At 42.6% G+C, this 19397-nt stretch carries 17 protein-coding genes; 7 read left to right on the plus strand and 10 right to left on the minus strand.

All coding sequences use genetic code 11. The annotated features are described in order from the left end of the window. Window positions 1–79: 79 nt before the first annotated feature. The 3 genes from SCJ97_00460 to SCJ97_00470 all read right to left on the minus strand — a co-directional run bounded on the left by SCJ97_00460 (window position 80) and on the right by SCJ97_00470 (window position 4795). A complete protein-coding gene (locus tag SCJ97_00460; protein MDW7738518.1) occupies window positions 80–1999 on the minus strand; it encodes an ASKHA domain-containing protein in 1920 nt (639 codons plus the stop codon). Window positions 2000–2106: 107 nt separating this feature from the next. Continuing rightward, window positions 2107–4080 carry an anaerobic carbon-monoxide dehydrogenase catalytic subunit gene (gene cooS / locus SCJ97_00465; GenBank protein ID MDW7738519.1) on the minus strand — a complete coding sequence of 658 codons (1974 nt, stop codon included), beginning with the start codon at window positions 4078–4080 and terminating at the stop codon, window positions 2107–2109. A 274-nt stretch (window positions 4081–4354) separates the two neighbouring features. Continuing rightward, entirely contained in the window at window positions 4355–4795 is a 441-nt protein-coding gene (locus tag SCJ97_00470; GenBank protein MDW7738520.1) for an Rrf2 family transcriptional regulator, read from the minus strand. Window positions 4796–5033: 238 nt separating this feature from the next. On the opposite strand from SCJ97_00470, the gene SCJ97_00475 reads away from it, so the two are divergent. Then, window positions 5034–7571, plus strand: a complete 2538-nt coding sequence (locus SCJ97_00475) for an ATP-binding protein (protein MDW7738521.1) — start codon at window positions 5034–5036, stop codon at window positions 7569–7571. Window positions 7572–7674: 103 nt separating this feature from the next. Here SCJ97_00475 and SCJ97_00480 read toward each other — a convergent pair whose 3' ends face one another. The 5 genes from SCJ97_00480 to typA form a co-directional block, all read right to left on the minus strand. Continuing rightward, a complete protein-coding gene (locus SCJ97_00480; GenBank protein MDW7738522.1) occupies window positions 7675–8676 on the minus strand; it encodes a 2-dehydropantoate 2-reductase in 1002 nt (333 codons plus the stop codon). A gap of 25 nt (window positions 8677–8701) precedes the next feature. After that, complete coding sequence (locus tag SCJ97_00485; protein ID MDW7738523.1) at window positions 8702–9535, minus strand: mechanosensitive ion channel family protein; 834 nt, start codon at window positions 9533–9535, stop codon at window positions 8702–8704. 1 nt (window position 9536) lies between these two features. Continuing rightward, on the minus strand, window positions 9537–10328 hold the full coding sequence (locus SCJ97_00490) for a DUF432 domain-containing protein (protein MDW7738524.1): 792 nt from the start codon (window positions 10326–10328) through the stop codon (window positions 9537–9539). A 302-nt stretch (window positions 10329–10630) separates the two neighbouring features. Then, window positions 10631–10888 carry a hypothetical protein gene (locus tag SCJ97_00495; protein ID MDW7738525.1) on the minus strand — a complete coding sequence of 86 codons (258 nt, stop codon included), beginning with the start codon at window positions 10886–10888 and terminating at the stop codon, window positions 10631–10633. A 350-nt stretch (window positions 10889–11238) separates the two neighbouring features. Next, window positions 11239–13062: a translational GTPase TypA gene (typA, locus tag SCJ97_00500; GenBank protein MDW7738526.1), complete on the minus strand. Its 1824-nt coding sequence runs from the start codon at window positions 13060–13062 to the stop codon at window positions 11239–11241. Window positions 13063–13328: 266 nt separating this feature from the next. On the opposite strand from typA, the gene SCJ97_00505 reads away from it, so the two are divergent. The 5 genes from SCJ97_00505 (at window position 13329) to SCJ97_00525 (ending at window position 17877) form a co-directional block, all read left to right on the plus strand. Further along, window positions 13329–14090, plus strand: a complete 762-nt coding sequence (locus SCJ97_00505) for a PIG-L deacetylase family protein (protein ID MDW7738527.1) — start codon at window positions 13329–13331, stop codon at window positions 14088–14090. A gap of 166 nt (window positions 14091–14256) precedes the next feature. Next, the gene (locus SCJ97_00510) at window positions 14257–14697 is read left to right on the plus strand and encodes an Rrf2 family transcriptional regulator (protein MDW7738528.1); all 441 of its coding nucleotides are present in this window, start codon (window positions 14257–14259) and stop codon (window positions 14695–14697) included. A gap of 17 nt (window positions 14698–14714) precedes the next feature. Continuing rightward, window positions 14715–15647, plus strand: coding sequence for a cysteine synthase A (cysK, locus tag SCJ97_00515; GenBank protein ID MDW7738529.1), 933 nt, complete (start codon window positions 14715–14717; stop codon window positions 15645–15647). 20 nt (window positions 15648–15667) lie between these two features. Then, complete coding sequence (locus SCJ97_00520; protein ID MDW7738530.1) at window positions 15668–16828, plus strand: cysteine desulfurase family protein; 1161 nt, start codon at window positions 15668–15670, stop codon at window positions 16826–16828. 26 nt (window positions 16829–16854) lie between these two features. Further along, entirely contained in the window at window positions 16855–17877 is a 1023-nt protein-coding gene (locus tag SCJ97_00525; protein MDW7738531.1) for a ThiF family adenylyltransferase, read from the plus strand. Here the strand turns inward: SCJ97_00525 and SCJ97_00530 are convergent. Then, the gene (locus tag SCJ97_00530) at window positions 17874–18149 is read right to left on the minus strand and encodes a hypothetical protein (protein ID MDW7738532.1); all 276 of its coding nucleotides are present in this window, start codon (window positions 18147–18149) and stop codon (window positions 17874–17876) included. The two genes, SCJ97_00525 and SCJ97_00530, sit on opposite strands and share 4 nt — an antisense overlap. A gap of 121 nt (window positions 18150–18270) precedes the next feature. On the opposite strand from SCJ97_00530, the gene SCJ97_00535 reads away from it, so the two are divergent. Beyond that, complete coding sequence (locus SCJ97_00535; GenBank protein MDW7738533.1) at window positions 18271–18432, plus strand: histidine kinase; 162 nt, start codon at window positions 18271–18273, stop codon at window positions 18430–18432. 57 nt (window positions 18433–18489) lie between these two features. On the opposite strand, the gene SCJ97_00540 is transcribed toward SCJ97_00535, so the two are convergent. After that, a complete protein-coding gene (locus SCJ97_00540; GenBank protein ID MDW7738534.1) occupies window positions 18490–19338 on the minus strand; it encodes an LOG family protein in 849 nt (282 codons plus the stop codon). Window positions 19339–19397: the final 59 nt, after the last annotated feature.

Here is a 19397-nt window from a genome sequence, read left to right on the forward strand (position 1 = left end):
TATCCTCTCAATCGCCAATTGTCCATATTTCCCAAACCCTGCCTGCCAGTTCATCATAGACGCCATAAAGGGCATCAACTCAGTGGTTTGTCTCTTTTAAACTGGGAAACAGGTCGAGGTCAGTGTGCGGGAGAAACATTGCCTGCATATATTCGTCCATGAAGGTATTTCCTACCGCCAGTTCCATATAGGTAATTTTTTGTCCCAAATCAACCGCTTCATGATAAGCATCGGCAGATAGTAAAGCAAGACAGGCTCCTTTTACAGAACTGTTTCCGATAAAAGTATACCTCTCCGGATCTATATCAGGCAGTAACCCTATCTTTAAAGCTTTTTCAATATTCAAGAAGTTGCCAAACCCACCGGCTATGATTACCCTGGATATATCATCAACATTCATTTCGACCATTTGGAGCAGGGTTCGCATGCCAGCGTAAACTGCAGCTTTTGCGCGCAAGAGATTTTTGACATCTCCCTCAGTTATAACTATGGCGCTCTCAACTGCAGCTTCTTCAGGCCAGACCAGAACAAATTCACAGCCCTCTTCACCGTTTTGCATGCGTGGTGTATCCAATCCTTTCTGAAATATACCGGCCCGGTCGATAATTCCTGCTTCAAGCATTGCGGAAAGAGCATCGATTAAGCCAGACCCGCAAATCCCCAGGGGTTTGGTACCACCAACAGTTTCAAATTTTACTTCCCTGGTATCCGGGTCGATCTCGATACTTTCGATTGCTCCCTTGACAGCCCTCATCCCAAAAGTGATACCTCCACCTTCGAAAGCGGGTCCGGCGGAACAGGCGCAGCTTACCAGCCAATCTTTGTTTCCCAGAACCATTTCTCCATTTGTACCTATATCGACAAACAATGTTGTATGATCCTGATGGGCTATTCTGGTGAACAGAGCTCCGGCAACAATATCACCACCGACATAACTGGCAACCTGCGGGAAAGAAACAGCTACCGCTTCAGGATGAATTTCAATTCCGATATCTCTTGCTTTTACCGGAGGGACTACATTGAAGGTGGGTATGTACGGTTCAAGTCGAATATACCTGGGAGTAATCCCCCATAAAAGATGGGTCATCGTGGTGTTGCCCGCAATTACTGCCTGAACTATATCTTCTTTTTTATAACCTGCCTCACTGACCGCTCTTTCGATCAAAAAATTGATTGTTGACGTAACGGCCTCATGTAGTTGGGACAACCCCTCCGGTTGTTCAACTGAATGAATGATCCGGCTGATCACATCGTCACCATAACGGCACTGGCGGTTATAGTCACCCTGCCGGCTAAGTATTTTACAACAATTCAAATCGACCAGGTATACAACGTTTGAAGTTGTGCCAACATCTATAGCAACACCGAGGGTAGCTCCGTTTTCTCCGGGTTCAACTTTGATAATTTCCGAGTAATTACCGTAATCAGCAAGCGTTACAGCAACATCCCAGTTATTCTTACGAAGTGTATCGGCAAGCGTTTTGAGGGCAGACATATTGATTTGAAGCCTGTCCTCGTTAAGCGGTAAATCGAGCTCTTTTTTCAGAGCTAATCTTAACCTGGTTAAGTCGCCTGTACTTTCAACAAGATTCGGAGCTTCCGGTTTTACCCTCACTTTGCGGCAGATTGGCAGTTTACGATACCCCTGCATCAGTGCTCGGGCAACCATCTCTTCGTCTTCACGCGCGTATGCGGAGATAACTTTATGCGTTGTAACCCTGGATGTTACCGGAACAAAAACCCGGATATCTTCGTCTGTTACCCTTGCCTGGCATGACAGGTAATAGCCCTCATCGCGTAATTTTGGCTTGAGCGCCCGGTCGATTCCACGATCTACCCTGCCTTCATCAACTCTTACTTTACAACGGCCGCAAGTTCCCTCACCGCCACAGTTTGCCCTGATTTCTATACCCGCCTGGTTTGCTGCTTCCAGGAGAGTAGTCCCGGAGGTGGCATCAACGGTAATGTTTTCAGGCTGTAACGCAACTTTTGGGCACATAGCTATCACTCCAATTTTAGCTGCAGTGCTTTTTTTGAAAAACAGCTACATCTATTATAACTGACATATTAAATCCCGGTAACTAAGAGCTTTTATCTATCTTAACCTTAGTATCCCGCTGATACTTCGGTTTCATACTTATCGGCAAGTTCCTGATGGATTTTCAATTTCCAGGTTCGCTCATTCAATGCTTTTATTATTTTCTCTGCCGCTTTAATAGGATCTTCCTCCCATATAAAATAACCACCATAAACATCCTCTGCAATCTGGAGAGCGATCCCGTTAACAAGGGCACTACCTGTAACCTCAGGAACAACTCCGACATGAGTGGGCAAACCCAAAGCCACCCACCAGCTGCCTATTGCTACTGCCTTTTCGCTCATTGCTTCAGGGGCTGAAGCCACAAAAGGTATTTTCGGCATATCCATATCCCACTGTTTCGCCAAAGCAGTAGCCAGACCAAAAGCACGGCTGTTATCAACACAGGAACCCATGTGAAAGATCAGCGGCAGTTTGTTACCGCCTAGCTTCTCTTTATTTGCTTCATTCAGGGTGTTGATAAAGGATTTTAATCCTTTCCCGGCATGAATTTTAACTGCTTCATCATTCATCAAGCCCATCTTAGCCGCACTCCCGGCGGCACACCCGGTTGCTACCATGAGAACATTATTTTTTGCCAGTTCCCTGATTATTACGCTATGGCTTTCATCCTGCAGAACACGCATATTATTACATCCCGCAAAAAGGACGACCCCACTTAACTGCCCTTCATCAATAGCATCTGTTATAACTTTAAATGGCTCATCGGGATTAACTGCTGCTAGAATATCTTCAAGTGCTTCCATGCTAAAGCCAGCTGTTACTTTATTTTTAACTTGGGGAATATGGACTTCCTGACCTTTCCTTTCTTTAAATGCTTCTATCGCCAGGTTAATAATTTCCCTGGCCTTTTCCATCGCCTGTTCCTCGTCGAAGGCAACATGATACGCGCCCGGTATCTTAGCGTTGGACATTGTGGTAATTACCCTGGTGCGGAAACACTCCGACACTGCTTTTACTCCGGGCATAATACACTGAACATCGACCACCATTGCATCCAACGCTCCGGTCATAATCGGCAGTTCCTGAGAAAGGAAATTGGTTAATACCGGAACGCCCTGTCTCATAAGGACTTCATTACCGGTACAGCAAATACCCATACACTTGATACCTTTAGCTCCGGCAGCATGTGCCTCTTCATTCATTTCCCGGGCAGCCCTGACGATCATCTCACTTAAAAGCGGATTATGCCCATGTAGGGCTATGTTAACTGTATCTGCTTCCATAACTCCGAAATTAGCCTCTGTCGTCACCGGTTTAGGTGTGCCAAACAAAATATCAGACAGGTCAGTTGCAATGTGCATTCCGATATAATCACATAACGCAGTTTTTAATCCCTGAAAGATCAGGTTAACAGGGTCTGCATCCATACCCATATGAGTTTGAGCCATTGTTTCCGCTATGGTTGTGTGAATTGAACGTGGCGATATCGCACATTCTTCAAATTTTTTAAGGCGGTCTTTAACAACTGTGGTTTCCAGCCATTTACAGTGATCCGGAGATACTTTTATGAAATCCTGAAGGGCAAGCGCGACAATTTCTTCTAGAATTTCTCTTTCTGCTTTACCCTCCGTTTCCAGGCCTAAGCGAACTGCAACGCTGTAGAGCTTATCTCTATCCTCAATATTGTAATCTGCCAGTTTCCCTTCAAGCATATCGGTTACGGTATATACAATATGCCGCCCATGATCACCGTGCGCACTAGCTCCGGAAGTTATAGCCCGTAAAAGGTTGCGTGCAACAATTGTATAGGCGTGAGCACCACAAATTCCCTTGTCAGCTTTTTTTGAAATCCTGCAGGGTCCCTGCAAACACATGCGACAGCATACACCTGTTCTGCCAAACTGGCATTGGGGCTGCATTTTCAGGTAGCGGTCAAAAGCTGTTTCAACACACTTCTCGTTTTTTTCAAGGATAGTAAGCGCACCCGGATCGGCAGTCCTCTTGCTATCGACTTTTACTTTTTCAGTTTCAGTCGCCATTATATAACCTCCTTCGATCGATAATTTTTTTTGCGACGCAAATAAGCACCCTTTGCAAAACAAATAAGAATAATTACTAACTTACTTGGTTTTATATATGCCTACTAAACCCCATTCCACTTCATTTAACCAAGGTTTGATAAAAGTGAAGACAAAATAATAATTCCTACTTGAATTATATCAAACTTATATTTGTGTGTTAACTGCCCAAAATTGTATGCTCGAAATCATTGCACCTGTATTTAAAAATTTCTCTCTTCAATTATTTTTCTATTTATGTATTTCTATTTAGATATTGTTTGTCTAATTTCTTTTGTTTTTCCGCAAGCTGCCCAAGGGTAATACTGCTTAATTCATTTGCAATAACTTCTTTCAAGCCAACCCAGACCTGTCTGGCAGCACAGCGGCTAACCCTCTCACACTGCTCAGGGTTATCCGTACATTCTACGGGAGACAGTGAGCCTTCTACAGATTCTACTATTTCAAGCAGAGTAATCTGAGCTGGATCTTTTCCCAAAACATACCCTCCCTGGCTGCCTTTCTGTGTTTTAACATAACCGGCAATCCGCAAAGGAAACATTACCTGTTCAAGATATTTGAGTGAAATATCCTGACTGCTCGCAATATCTTTTAATTTAACCGGACCATCACCATACTTGATAGCCAATTCAACCAGGGCCCGTGAAGCATATCGGGCTTTGGTAGATAATTTCACAGAATTTCACCTCCAAAATCTAAATCCATTAATCCTACTATTTTTATAGATTATATGTTGTTTTTAGTTTAAACAAATCCTCCAGCTCTGTCAACCCACAAAAGGATTTTGTTTGAATGAGACTTCAGCGCTTGCAGGAATGAATAATGCTATGTGTAATATATACGACATATGATCAGGCATCATAAATCACTATAACTACAGCATAAACCAATGGCTGTAGAAAGGAGTTATCCTTATGGAACACTTTGAGAAATTGGGTGTTTTCTATCTGGGCAGACCCTATGATCTACCTGGTAAAAAGCCAGTAGAAGGACTATTACTTTATGATTCAAAAGATATGGTTACCCACGGAGTCTGTGTTGGAATGACAGGCAGTGGAAAAACAGGCCTCTGCATTGCCCTGCTTGAAGAAGCAGCGCTGGACAATATCCCTGCTATAGTAATCGATCCCAAAGGGGATCTAACCAACATGCTGCTTACCTTTCCGGAATTACGACCGGAAGACTTCAGACCATGGATCAATGAAGATGATGCCCGCAAAAAGAATCTTTCACCTGATGATTACGCTGCCAGGCAGGCAGAGTTATGGAAAAATGGATTGGCATTATGGGGACAGGATGGTGAACGAATCCGTTACCTTAAAGATTCAGCAGAATTTGTAATATATACACCCGGCAGCACAGCCGGGATACCGGTTTCGATTTTAGATTCATTTTCTGCTCCTTCTCAGGCTATAATAGATGACCTGGAACTGCTCCAAGACCGTGTCAGCGGAACAGCGGGAAGCCTTTTGGGTTTGCTGGGAATCAGTGCTGATCCGATAAACAGCAGGGAACATATTTTAATTTCCACGATACTCACCCACGCCTGGCAGCAGGGCCGCAATCTTGATCTGGCCGGATTAATTCAGCAAATTCAAAACCCACCTTTTAGCCAGGTTGGCGTCATGAACATAGAATCCTTTTACCCTTCAAAAGATCGTTTTACTCTCAGTTCACAGCTAAATAATCTGCTGGCTTCTCCAAGTTTTGCCGGCTGGCTTCAGGGAGAATCACTTGACATCAATAATATTCTGCACACCCCAAGCGGAAAACCAAGGATATCTATCTTCTCCATAGCACATCTTGGCGATAATGAGCGCATGTTTTTTGTATCCCTGCTCCTTAACCAGGTTTTAAGCTGGACGAGATCTCAAACCGGGACTACCAGCTTAAGAGCACTGTTATACATGGACGAAATATTCGGCTTTTTCCCTCCGGTAGCCAACCCACCATCCAAGGGCCCTCTGTTAACTTTACTCAAACAGGCGCGAGCTTATGGACTTGGTATCATGCTGACCACTCAAAACCCTGTTGACCTTGATTATAAGGGATTGGCCAATACGGGAACCTGGTTCATCGGTCGGCTGCAAACCGAAAGAGATAAAATGCGTTTGATTGACGGTCTTGCCGGAGCGGCCACTTCACAGGGTACTAAATTTGATCGAAAGGAAATGGAACAGGTTATATCCGGTTTAGGACAAAGGGTATTTGTTATGAATAATGTTCATCAGAGTGAGCCGATAATATTTGAAACCCGGTGGTGTATGTCCTACTTACGCGGACCATTAACCCGTAACCAGATCAAGGACCTTATGGATCCATACAGAGATCGTTTTAGTGCTCAAACTGTCACAACAGAGCCTGTCAGCACTGGATCAACTGTTTCTCCTGTTTCAGATCAACAACTCTCCGAAGAAATTGTAACAGATGCTGCAGATGTGCTTGTTCAACAGGCCGCAGCAGCCCCGCCTCCGCAAACCGCTGATTCATCATCACCGGAAAGCGGGATGCCGGTTCTGCCGCCAAGTATAAATCAGGCATTTATTCCGGTTAGGACCAGGCTTGCACCCGGTGAAAATATAGTCTATAAACCGATGGCCTTAGGCAGCGCTCAGATAGGATTCGTGAACGACAGGATCAATCTGCGTAAAAGCAGGAAGGTGTTTTTAATCACAGCGATAACTGATGATATTTTCCCAATCGACTGGGATCGCGCCGAAAAGCTGGATCTCGATCTTTCAGAACTTGAAACAACCCCTGAAAGTGGCGCTTTATTCGAGGAACTATCCTCCAATGCCGGAGATCCCCGAAACTATACAAAATGGTCAAGAGAATTTGTGGATTGGTTATACCGGAGCCAAACTGTTGAATTACTGCAAAGCCGCAAATTCAAGCAGATTTCTGAACCCGGTGAATCTGAACGGGACTTTCGGGTAAGGCTGCAGCAAAGCGCCAGGGAGCATCGTGATCAGGCAATAGAAAAATTAAGACAAAAATACAATTCACAAATTGCCACTGTTGAAGAAAGAATCAGGCGTGCAGAGCAAACGGTCCGGAACAGGGAAGACCAGGCAAAACAGCACAAGATGCAGACAGCAATTTCTGTCGGCTCAACGCTTCTTGGATCTTTTTTAGGAAAATCTCCCGTCAGTGCATCAACACTTGGCAGGGCGACTACTGCCGCGCGGGGCGCCGGCAGGGTAATGAAAGGACAGGAAGACGTTAAAAGGGCAGCTGAAACACTCGAAGTCCAGCGTCAAAAACTTCAGGAATTGGAGGAAGAATTTAAAAGAGAAACAGATTTGCTTAATGCCGCCATGGATCCACTTACCGAAGAACTGGAGCATTATACTGTTAAACCACTGAAAAAAGATATCCTGCTTAAAATGTTTGCCCTTGTTTGGCTACCTTACCGCAGGACTGCAACCGGCATTGCCGAAAGAGCCTGGTAAGATATTAGCTTTCTCTAGTTGGGGGGCACCAGACAAGGTGTCCCTTTTATTATTAAGCAGCAATCCTCGTTTTCTGTCATGGATGATAGATTATGCAGCTTATTTACCTGCACACGTTGTATAGTTCAATAATATTCTCTTTCTTTATTTCTCTACTACCCTTGGCCATCTCATTTATAATATTGACCAGAAAATAATTCAAAGGTGTTTTAATACCTAGCGTTTTAGCTTTCCTGACCACATACCCATTAATGAAATTTGTTTCCAGCGGTTTTCCCAAAAGCAAATCCTGATAAGCAGTCGGTACAATACCACCATGTGTCGTTTCTAAAACACCAAGCAAACTTTCGGTTATTAAATCTTTCTGCACAATATACTGCTCAGGTTCGAAACGAAGATGAATAGTTTCAAGACATATATCAAGTGCAAATGCGACATCAAGAACTTCACTCACGATGCCCCTGATCACCACCCTCGCTTCGGGCATACTAACCAGGTCAGCCACTGGTTTACCCTGCAAGGCACCAACAGAGATAGCACAGTTCGCCAGTAGCTTAGCCCATAAAAACCCATAGATATTATCTGTTATATATGTGTCCGTGACCAAACTCATAGTTTTCTGGAGTTTTAGTAATCGTTCATCTGCGTGGCCATCAAGCCTGCCGATTACAAATTCTCCCAGTGAGGCCTGTGAAAGATGACCAGCCCTGTCTGTAATCGCCCCCCAGCCAACAACACATCCAATTGTACGTTCTCTTCCGATTATTTCCGCTATCAGATCTTCGTTTATACTATTTTGCATTGAAACGACAATTGAATTTTCCTGAAGCATGGGTGATAGCTTTCTCATAACATCTTCTGTGTGCATAGATTTAACAGCTAAAAGTACAATATGAAGAGGCCCCTGGATTTCCTCCGGAGAGATAACATCGAGTGGGGTTGAAAAAATACCCCGGCAGCCCTCCACAACCAGATTTTCTTTCATGGCCTCCCGGTGTTCAAACCATGGTTCAACGACTATCACTTCATAGCCAGCTCTCGCCAGGTACGCAGCTGTTATCCCACCGATAGCCCCGCCGCCAATCACAGTAATAGCTTCATTCATCGAAAATCACCAGCCATTTACTATTCTAACTACTATTCACCTGCGGAGCTTTTTCCTTGCCCTTTTCTCCATACCAGATCACTCTCTGTGGGAAAGGTATCTCAATACCTTCTGATTCAATTGCTTGCTTGATTTTCCATAAAAGCTCCATCTTGAGATTGAACCATACAGCAGTTGGCGCCCATATCCTGACTATAATATCAACACTGTTATCGCCCAGACTGTCCACATACACCTGGGGAGCCGGATTAATAAGAGCAAAGGGCTGTTCATCAATCACCTGCTTGATTATATTCACTGCTTTTTCCGCATCATCTGCATAGCTTATACCAATTGAGTATTCAAACCGCCTAACAGAGCTTGATGAATAATTCGTAATACTTGAGGTAAAGACTTTTTCATTGGGAACCCTGATGAAATAGCCATCCAACGTCCGGAGTGAAGTGGAGATAATATGTATATCTTCAACTACACCGAGGATGCCTTCTATTTCAACTAAATCACCAATTTTTACCGGTCTCTCGCCCATTAAAAATAATCCTGAGATCAGGTTGCTGATAATGCTCTGGCTGGCAAATCCAACAGCAAGGGCAACGATGCCACCGGCAACCATCAGTCCTGATGGTTCTATCCCAACCGTCGGCATAATCCAGATTACTGCTAGAACCATAACCGTGTAAGAAACAATTTTTGCCAGCATCTCCAGTTGCTCTTTTTTCATTCTGTCTTTTAGTGAACGCCTTAAATGCACAGCAAAAATTCTTGATATAATAAGTCCGGCGAAAAAAATCAAAACCGCAACAATCAGGTTTAACCAGGTTACCCTGCCATATACTTCATAACTCAACCAATCGAGCATCTCAATAACCCTCCCCCATCACAGTCTTCCCCTGGTGGCCAAGCAAACGGGTACTAAATTGCTCAAACGCTTTGGTCATTCCGGGCTTTATTGGCTTGTCAACAAAATTTGTTTCTGCGGTTACATCATTTGAGATTTTCATTTCCGCGCTGACTGAAACCAATCGAGTATTATAATATATTTTCATGCCATGGGCACTGAGAACGGTTTTATTTACCTCAATCCACCGACCCGTAGAGTTCACGAGCTCAAGCTGCAGAATTCCCATTTCCAGTGGGTTTACAGCAGGTATATCAATAAAAAATTCACTCTTCCAATATCTGCATACCAATCCATCTTTTATTCCGCCATATAAGGTATATTTGAGTTTAGTCATAGAGATAGTATCCACAACACAGGCTATATTCCCTTTCTGGCTGATTAAGGCTACAATTTCCAGTGGATAGGTCGCAAATATCTTCTTTGAACTCCGTGGCTCAATAACAACAGGTTTGGACAGTTCAACTAATAAATGAGTGCTCACTGCTGCAGGCTTATGAAAAGGTTCGACTGGATTGAGCAGGAAATTACCTTTTCCAGTCATCAGCAACTTACCAATTTCCTCGCCTGCCCCTTTGCGATTATAAAGATAACCATCTTTGTTCTTTTCTATGCTGAGATTAATGCCCTGCAGTTCAATTGCAACAGGGATCTTGTGAGGGCCCCATGGGATATCTTCCAGTTCAGCACTGTCCGAGTAATTCCAGGTTAATTTCTGCTCAAGCTCGTTGAATTCATCATTTACAATATCCATATAATTCCCCCTGGCAGCTTAATGAAATTTACAGGTTTGCTGTTGAAAAATAAATTCTACCCACCAGGGAGTAAATCCTTTAAAGAGTTGGATTTGCAGTTGAAGTGCAAATTAATGCAAGCAAAGATCGTGCGAAAAATATTTGAAGGTATAAGGAGTATTTTAGAAAATCAAAAGTTGATGGACGCTCAGGTTGTTTGAAACAGAATTGAGTAACTTGAGCGCCCATCAAGTAGTTAGCCTTTTTTTTGCTACTGGAGAGAAGGTTTTTCCAGACGATGCCCATATTAAAGGCCAGTATCTCATGATGTAATCACGAAGGCTGTTTCTCTCTTGAGAACTCTATCTTTGACTTCAGTGTCAGATAAAACTATCGGAACCAAACCATAGCCCAAATTAACTGTCATTGCCTTAAGGCATTTTTCTCTCTGCAGGGTTGTGCAACCACAAGCTGCTGCTTCAGCAGGTGTCAATTTTTTATTGAATGCTCCGGCACTGCAATACAATACCTGTCCGTTAATCCCATCATATTCATTCCAGAATTTGCAGCTGTTTTTCATTTTCATATCCTCCCTTGTTTTCTATTGTTTCGCTACTATATTATCAAGCAAGATATATGCCAACTTTAACATAACTGGCCGGAATTATTATAAAACCCGATAAAACCCGTACCAGGGATGAAAACAATAAATGCTTTTATATTTCCAGGGCAATAATGATAAATTGTAGCTAAAAATATAATTACGGTTTCAGCTTAATTAGTACTGTTAGATAAATAAAGGGTCATCTGGTTGACGCAAATACGTCACACAGTCGCCCTTATTAGGTTTTAATTAACTATCTGTATGCAAATCTGGAACTGGATACCCTATCGCTCCAGTTCTTTTATTAACTCTTCCATGTTCCATTATCAATCATTCTGTTTTGTTGCTCGGTACCTAAGATTACGATCAAGAATTTTTTTTCGCATCCGGATCGTTGCCGGTGTAACTTCCACAAGTTCATCATCTTCAATATATTCCATTGCCCTTTCCAGGGTAAAACTAATCGGTGGAGCCAGCCGGATAGCTTCGTCCGCAGAACTTGCCCTCATATTTGTCAGGTGTTTTTTCTTACATACATTTACGTCCAGATCTTCCTCACGGGAATTTTCTCCAACAATCATACCGGCATATACTTCTTCATTCGGGCCTATAAAAAGAGAACCTCTCTCTTCAACATTGTGAATACCATAAGTAGAAGCTTCGCCATTTTCAAAGGCAACCAACACACCTTTTCGCCGCCTGGCAGTTTCTCCACGCCAGGGACCATAGTGGCTGAACAGATGATGCATGATTCCTTCACCATGAGTATCAACCAAAAGCTCAGATCGGAATCCGACTAAGCAGCGGGCAGGAACCATAAACTCCAGTTTCAGACTATTCTCACCTGCAGGCTGGAGATTTAACATTTCACCAAGCCTGCTACCCAAATTTTCAATTACTTTACCAGAATATTCCTGAGGAGTAACAACAAACAACCTTTCATAGGGTTCACAAATTACACCTTCAATGTCCTTAAGAATTGGCTTCGGCTTGGAAAGCTGAAGTTCATACCCTTCCCGACGCATCGTTTCAACAAGGATTCCCAAATGCAGCTCTCCCCGGCCAGAGACAAGGTAAGAATCCGGAGAATCAGTATCTTCAACTTTTAAACTTACATTTGTTTCAGCTTCTTTAAAAAGGCGGCTGCGCACCTGGCGGGATGTAACATACTTACCTTCACGTCCGGCGAAAGGACTGTCATTAACTATAAAATTCATAGCCAGTGTCGGCTCATCAACATTTAAGACAGGCAAAGGCATTGGATGTTCAGGATCGCTGACTGTTTCACCTATATTTACCTTTCCCAGCCCTGCAAGAGCAACTATATCCCCCGCTATTGCCTGGTCTATTTCTTTGCGTTTTAATCCTTCATATACCCAAAGCTTGCTGATCTTCATTATTTCTACATTTCCATCCTGCTTACATAAGGCAACCTGCTGTCCACTATTCAGCGAACCGTTGAGTATTCTGCCGATGGCAATGCGTCCAAGGTAATCATCATAGTCAAGAGTGTTAATCTGTAATTGAAGAACATTTCCCGGAGCAACTACCGGGGGTGGTATTTCTGCAATTACCATATCAAACAAAGGTTTCAAATCTTTTCCCGGTTTGGCATGATCTACAGAAGAAATACCCTTACGGGAAGATGTATAAATTACCGGAAAATCAAGCTGCCAATCAGCTGCACCCAGCTCAATAAAAAGATCAAAAACTTCGTTGAGGACCTCATTCGAGCGGGCATCCGGGCGATCAACCTTATTAATAACAACAATTATACGTAGTCCAACCTCCAGAGCTTTACGCAGAACAAATTTAGTCTGGGCCATCGGGCCTTCCGACGCATCAACCAGTAAAAGTGCCCCATCGACCATGCGGAGGACACGTTCCACCTCTCCACCGAAATCAGCATGCCCCGGTGTATCAACTATATTGATTTTAATACCCTTGTAGTGGACTGCAGTATTTTTAGACAAGATCGTAATGCCGCGTTCTCTTTCCAAATCATTTGAATCCATTATTCTGTCGACCACTTTTTCATTTTCACGAAATATACCGGATTGACGAAGAAGCCCATCAACCAGGGTTGTTTTTCCATGATCAACATGAGCAATAATTGCTATATTTCTTATTGAATTTTCAGTTTGTGCAATCAGTTTTATTCACCTTTTCTTTATAATCAGATCATCTTCCTAGTTTAGTTCAGATAACAATTAAACCACTATTCCCAGGGAAAAGCAATAAACTAACCTGCCCAGTGTCAATAATAATAGACGATAATATTTATTCAGTTTATACTGAAATAAGCAGTACAAGATGATGCATGATCACCAATACGTTATAGATTTTAGCTATCCGTGAGAATCATTGTCTGCTGAATTTCAATAATTTATTTTATGCATGCCCCGGGGGATAAATAATGAAACTAAGTTATTTAAATTTATTAAAAATACCGGACCTGACTAGAGCAGAAAAAATCTTATGCATCCAACCTCATCCTGATGACATGGAAATCGGAGCCGGAGCCTCGATTGCCCGACTGAGCAAGAAGTGTATTACCATTACCTGTGTCACAGTAACTGATGGTTCCGCAGGCACCTATGATCATGGCATAAACCAGAAAGAATTAATCGAGACAAGAAAGAAGGAAACAATTGAAGCATCCTGTTACCTGGGCGTAAATGAGCATCTTTGGCTAAATTTTCCTGACGGAGGTAATCTTCCTTACGAAAAAGTCCGTTCCGAAATTACGCGAATAATAAGGACCATTAAACCAAAAGCTCTTCTTGTCTGTGACCCCTGGCTTTCTTATGAGGCACATTCAGACCATATCCGGACAGGCATGGCTGCCGCGGAAGCTTTTCTGCTATCCGGGCTTCCATATTTTTGCCCTTCAGACTTACATGACGGTATTGAACCCTATGCTGCTGAAATGATCGCCTTTTATTATACTGCTTATCCAAATACCTTTATAGATGTCTCGGACACATGGGCGCAGAAGTTAAAAGCTCTCAGCTGCCATAAGAGCCAGTTCAGGGATGACCAGCTTGAAATGTTTAAAGAACTCTTAACGATGAAAGCTCGTGAAATCGGAAAGGAAGAAGGATATAAATATGCTGAGTCATTCAAAGTTCTTTCTTCCACCCATATGCATATATTAGAACAAGCCTGGCAGTACTAAAATAAATAATTAATTCACTGAAGGATTTATCAGCGCCTTTTTTCTTGGATTTAATAAACTTCTGCTGCTCTGCTTAACAGAAAATAACCATTTGACTCCATGGTTGACTTCATGACCCTTTATTGGTATAATTCATACTGTCCCCATAGGAAATGAGGGTTTTACAGTGAAGCTAACCACAAAATTCCGTTACGGCACCAGGGCGATTCTCGATCTGGCCATCCACTCAACCGCAAGACCGGTGAGTGTTAAGGATATTGCTAAACGCCAGGACATATCACCAAAATACCTTGAAAACCTGTTTTCCATACTTCAGACATCAGGGATGATTCACTCTGTCAGAGGAGCCCAGGGAGGGTATCAACTGATTATAAACCCTGCAGAAATAACCTTAAAAAACCTCTACGAATTATTCGAAGGAGCAGGCTGCCTGGTTGATTGTACGAATAATCCTTCTTCATGTAGGCGATCGGAAATTTGTGTAACCCAGGAGATATGGTCTGAACTTTATGAACAATGTAGCAGCTTTCTTGATTCAGTAACAATAAAAGATTTAATGGAACGAGCTTATGTTAAAGAATCTGTGCCAAATATATATCACATATGAAAAAGGAGAAATAAGAAATGGCAAAGATCTACGATGATATTACAAAAACCGTGGGAAACACCCCATTGGTAAAACTTAATACTATTACAAAGGGATTGGATGCAACGATCATAGCAAAACTTGAATCACACAACCCGCTGGGTAGTGTTAAGGATCGGATTGCCCTAAGTATGATTAATGAAGCGGAAAAGAGAGGCAAGATAAGCCCTGAAACAATTATTGTTGAACCAACCAGTGGTAATACAGGCATCGGACTGGCTTTTATCTGCGCTGCCAGAGGTTACCGCTTGATTCTCACAATGCCAGACACAATGTCAATTGAACGCCGTCAGCTTCTTCAGGCACTGGGAGCAGAATTAATTCTTACTCCAGGAGCAGAAGGCATGCCGGGAGCTATAAAAAAAGCCGAAGAACTGGTCAGCCAGGGAACACAGTATTATATGCCTCAACAATTTAACAATCCAGCCAATCCAGCAATTCACCGTGATACAACAGCAATTGAAATCTGGAATGATACAGACGGCAAGGCAGACATACTGGTAGCAGGAGTTGGTACCGGAGGGACCATTACCGGAGTGTCCCAGGTTATAAAACAAAAAAACCCTTCATTCAAAGCAGTCGCGGTTGAACCAGCCCGATCACCGGTACTTTCGGGAGGTAATAAAGGTCCGCATAAAATTCAGGGCATCGGCGCAGGATTCATACCAAAAGTGCTGGATCTATCACTGGTCGATGAAATAATTCAGGTCGAAGATGATGATGCCGCCAATACAGCCCGCCGACTGGCTAAGGAAGAAGGAATATTTGTCGGTATTTCTTCAGGCGCTGCTGTATATGCTGCCCTACAGATTGCCGCCAGGCCGGAAAACAGTGGAAAATTAATCATTACCATTTTAGCAAGCACCGGTGAAAGATATTTGAGCAGCGGTTTATTTAATCCTGTAGAGTAATCCCGGAAAGGATGAAAGAGATGAAGGAAATATATTTTGACAATGCCGCAACTACTGCAGCCCGTCCCGAAGTTGCCGAAATCCTACAGCGTTATCTACTGGATATTTACGGCAACCCTTCAAGCCTGCATTCTACAGGTCAAAAAGCCAAACGTTCGCTGGAAACAGCTCGCAAGACAGTAGCAGATATTATCGAGGCTGAGCCGGGGGAAATTTTCTTCACCAGTGGAGGTACCGAAAGTAATAATATTGCCATTAAAGGAACAGCTTATGCCAACCTGGAAAAGGGCAATCATATTATTACCTCCTCAATTGAGCATCATGCAGTTATTAACGTTTACGAAGAACTGGAAAAACAGGGGTTTGATATAACTGTTCTTCCCGTTGATCATAACGGCATAATTGATCTGGAAATCCTTGCAAATAGCCTGCGCCGAAATACAACTTTAATTAGTATTATGCTCGTAAATAACGAAATCGGAACTATACAACCCCTGGCAAAAGTAACCGAATTGGCAAAAGATAGAGGAATTATCGTTCATACTGATGCAGTCCAGGCTGTGGGCAAGATACCGGTCAGCGTTAATAAACTTGGTGTGGACCTATTATCAATGACTGCACATAAGATTCACGGACCAAAAGGTATTGGAGCCCTTTATAAGCGCGACGGATTAAAGATTAAACCGCTCTTTGAAGGGGGGCATCAGGAAAAAATATTACGCCCCGGCACAGAAAATATTCCAGGAATTGTTGCTCTCTCTGCCGCCCTCCAGTTGGCAGCTGATGAAATTGAATCTGAAAATAAAAGACTGGCCACCCTTCGTGACAAGCTTGAAGAAGGTATTCGTAATCGTGTAAACGATATAAAGATTAACGGCCACCCTGATTTACGTGTGCCAAATATATCTAATATCAGTTTTAAGTTCATTGAAGGAGAAGCCCTCCTGTTATCTCTCGATATTAGGGGAATAGCTGTATCTACCGCTTCAGCATGCAGCGCCGGGGCTACAGAACCTTCCCATGTTTTAAAAGCTATCGGGCTCGATCCTTTACTTGCGCAGGGAAGTATAAGGTTCTCTCTTGGACACTTCAATACAGCTGATGAAGTGAACCATGTGATCGATGCTGTTGAAGAAACAGTCAATAAACTGAGGGAACTCTCACCTATCCGAAAAACTTAATATGTTTAAAGGTGATGTAATCCAATATGAACACACAGGTTAACAAACGTTATGCAAAACAAATACTATTTCGACCGATAAGCAAAAAAGGGCAGACAGCAATTGCTGCGAGCAAAGTTACTATTATCGGCCTCGGGGCACTGGGAACTGTCAGCAGCAATCAATTGTGCCGGGCAGGTGTAGGTCATTTAAAATTGGTTGATCGTGATTTTGTCGAATACAGCAACCTACAGCGACAAATACTCTTTGATGAAAAAGATGCTTCAAAGGTATTACCAAAAGCAATTGCAGCGGCTGAAAAATTATCGGCAGCTAATTCTGAAATAGTTATCGAGCCGCTAGTAGCCGACCTGTCACCCGGAAACGCTGAAAAAATTATTGCCGAAAGCAGTCTGGTTGTAGATGGAACTGACAACCTGGAAACACGATTACTTATTAATGATGTATGCGTAAAAAATAATATTCCCTGGATTTACGGAGCCGTTCTCGGTTCAGTAGGCATGACCATGAGCATAGTTCCAGACAATACCCCATGTCTCAGGTGCCACATTGAGCATCTTCCCACCCCTGGTTCAATACCAAGCTGTGACACTGAAGGTGTCCTTAGCATGGCAACCGGAACCGTTGCATCAATACAAAGTGCCGAAGCATTGAGGCTGCTTGTTGGTCTTGAGCCAACACAGGGTATGTTATATATCGATATATGGGACAGGGATTTTGAGACAATTCATGTTGAAAAAAGGAAAGAATGCCCCACCTGCGGAAAAAAAGTTTTTGATTTTTTAAACGGTGAGAGTTATTCCTGGACAACAGTTCTATGCGGACGGAATGCGGTTCAGATTATGCCTCCGGCAGAAAAAAAGATTGATCTCAAAAGGCTTTCCGAGAGATTAGAAGCTATCGGGAAAATAGCTTACAACGGATATCTGCTTACCCTGCAGGTTGAGAATAAGGAGATTGTTCTCTTCCCAAATGGAAGAGCAATCATTCATGGAACAGATAATGAAGCCGAAGCACGAACCATTTTTGCCAGATATATTGGAATTTAATATACTCCATCGCCCTGCATCATCTCGGCAACCAATAACTGGTTATCATCATTTCCGAGAATTAGAACCGTTTCTGTTCCGACTTGTTTTATAGACCGGGCACATTTTCTGATATAAGGCAGATAGGAAATCTGGGCCAGGGTCCCCTTTGTCTTCGGAAACAGGTATCCGGCTATTAAAACCAGCTCGGGTCTTTTATCAATTACAACCCCGACCAGCTGTACCCATTTTTCTTCAGACTGATGAATATCAACAAGCACAAGTATATGCATTTTAATCGACTCCCTGCTGACTATTATATAAATAAATATGAATCTTACTCGGGTTACAATGAATTATATAGCACGCGTCTATTTATTGTGTATGATAAAATCATTACAGGAGGTTTTTATTATGGGAGACCTTGAAGATAAAATTAAAGAGTTAAAAAGAAAAATAGAAGATATTAAAAAGCGCTGGCCATCCCATTCTCCAAAGGTGTCAATGTTTCAGGAACTGGAAACTCTTGACTTTGAATTGGAAGCATTAGAGAAATTAAAAACAACACAAAGATAAAATATAGACAATAAGAAAGGCAGTGTGTTCACGATTTGAATCAATGGTTTTCGTTGATTATCTAATACCATTTTTATTGTCAATGTAAAGCCTGGTTAGTTCTCTTCTAAGGTAGTTAAAAGCTCCTTCAACTGAATCACAAAACTCTATTAACTTGAGATCTTCTTTACTGATTGTGCCATATTTAGCCATTGCGCTAAAATTAATTACCTGGTTCCAGTATTCAGAGCCGTAAATTACAATTGGCATTTCTTTCAGAACTTTTTTTGTCTGGATCAGGGTCAGCACTTCAAAAAGCTCATCCAATGTCCCGAATCCCCCGGGGAATATGACCAGGGCTTTCGCCAGATAGACAAACCAAAACTTACGCATAAAAAAATAATGAAACTCAAAATTCAGATCAGGTGTAATATAAGGATTCGAATACTGTTCCATGGGTATACTGATATTCAATCCGATTGATTTTCCGCCAGACTCGATAGCCCCCTTGTTGGCCGCTTCCATCATTCCAGGTCCGCCTCCGGAGCAGATTACAAAACGATGACTTGATTCCAGCGATTTTGACCAACTAGTCAGGCACGATGCCAATTCAACCGCTTCGTCATAATATTTACTCAGAAACATCTGGTGGCGGGCAAAGTCCAATTCCTCACGGATCGCTTCATCCAGCTGTTTGCTATTACCTGCCATTTTACTCTCGATTGATGCAAGTTTACTGGCGGCCTCATCCCTATTAATTGTCCTTGCTGACCCAAAAAAAACAATTGTATCATATACTTTTTGCTCCCGGAAACGCTTCATCGGTTCTAAAAATTCAGATAAGATGCGGATGATCCTGGCATCAGAGCTGTTAAGGAATTCTAAGTTTTTATATGCTTTTTCCGGCTTGGTTATATTATTTTTCATAGTCCCTCCTCAGTTTATTCTCAAAGTAAATTATCAATCAGTTTATAAATAAGTTGACA

The organism is Bacillota bacterium (assembly GCA_033549065.1).
Classification (GTDB): domain Bacteria; phylum Bacillota; class Dethiobacteria; order DTU022; family DTU022; genus JAWSUE01.

Excerpts from the sequence above, each read along its gene's own strand:
- SCJ97_00460 (MDW7738518.1), bottom strand. The coding sequence starts at position 1,999 with ATGTGCCCAAAAGTTGCGTTACAGCCTGAAAACATTACCGTTGATGCC.
- cooS (MDW7738519.1), bottom strand. The coding sequence starts at position 4,080 with ATGGCGACTGAAACTGAAAAAGTAAAAGTCGATAGCAAGAGGACTGCC.
- SCJ97_00475 (MDW7738521.1), top strand. The coding sequence starts at position 5,034 with ATGGAACACTTTGAGAAATTGGGTGTTTTCTATCTGGGCAGACCCTAT.
- SCJ97_00480 (MDW7738522.1), bottom strand. The coding sequence starts at position 8,676 with ATGAATGAAGCTATTACTGTGATTGGCGGCGGGGCTATCGGTGGGATA.
- SCJ97_00485 (MDW7738523.1), bottom strand. The coding sequence starts at position 9,535 with ATGCTCGATTGGTTGAGTTATGAAGTATATGGCAGGGTAACCTGGTTA.
- SCJ97_00490 (MDW7738524.1), bottom strand. The coding sequence starts at position 10,328 with ATGGATATTGTAAATGATGAATTCAACGAGCTTGAGCAGAAATTAACC.
- SCJ97_00495 (MDW7738525.1), bottom strand. The coding sequence starts at position 10,888 with ATGAAAAACAGCTGCAAATTCTGGAATGAATATGATGGGATTAACGGA.
- SCJ97_00505 (MDW7738527.1), top strand. The coding sequence starts at position 13,329 with ATGAAACTAAGTTATTTAAATTTATTAAAAATACCGGACCTGACTAGA.
- cysK (MDW7738529.1), top strand. The coding sequence starts at position 14,715 with ATGGCAAAGATCTACGATGATATTACAAAAACCGTGGGAAACACCCCA.
- SCJ97_00520 (MDW7738530.1), top strand. The coding sequence starts at position 15,668 with ATGAAGGAAATATATTTTGACAATGCCGCAACTACTGCAGCCCGTCCC.
- SCJ97_00525 (MDW7738531.1), top strand. The coding sequence starts at position 16,855 with ATGAACACACAGGTTAACAAACGTTATGCAAAACAAATACTATTTCGA.
- SCJ97_00530 (MDW7738532.1), bottom strand. The coding sequence starts at position 18,149 with ATGCATATACTTGTGCTTGTTGATATTCATCAGTCTGAAGAAAAATGG.
- SCJ97_00535 (MDW7738533.1), top strand. The coding sequence starts at position 18,271 with ATGGGAGACCTTGAAGATAAAATTAAAGAGTTAAAAAGAAAAATAGAA.
- SCJ97_00540 (MDW7738534.1), bottom strand. The coding sequence starts at position 19,338 with ATGAAAAATAATATAACCAAGCCGGAAAAAGCATATAAAAACTTAGAA.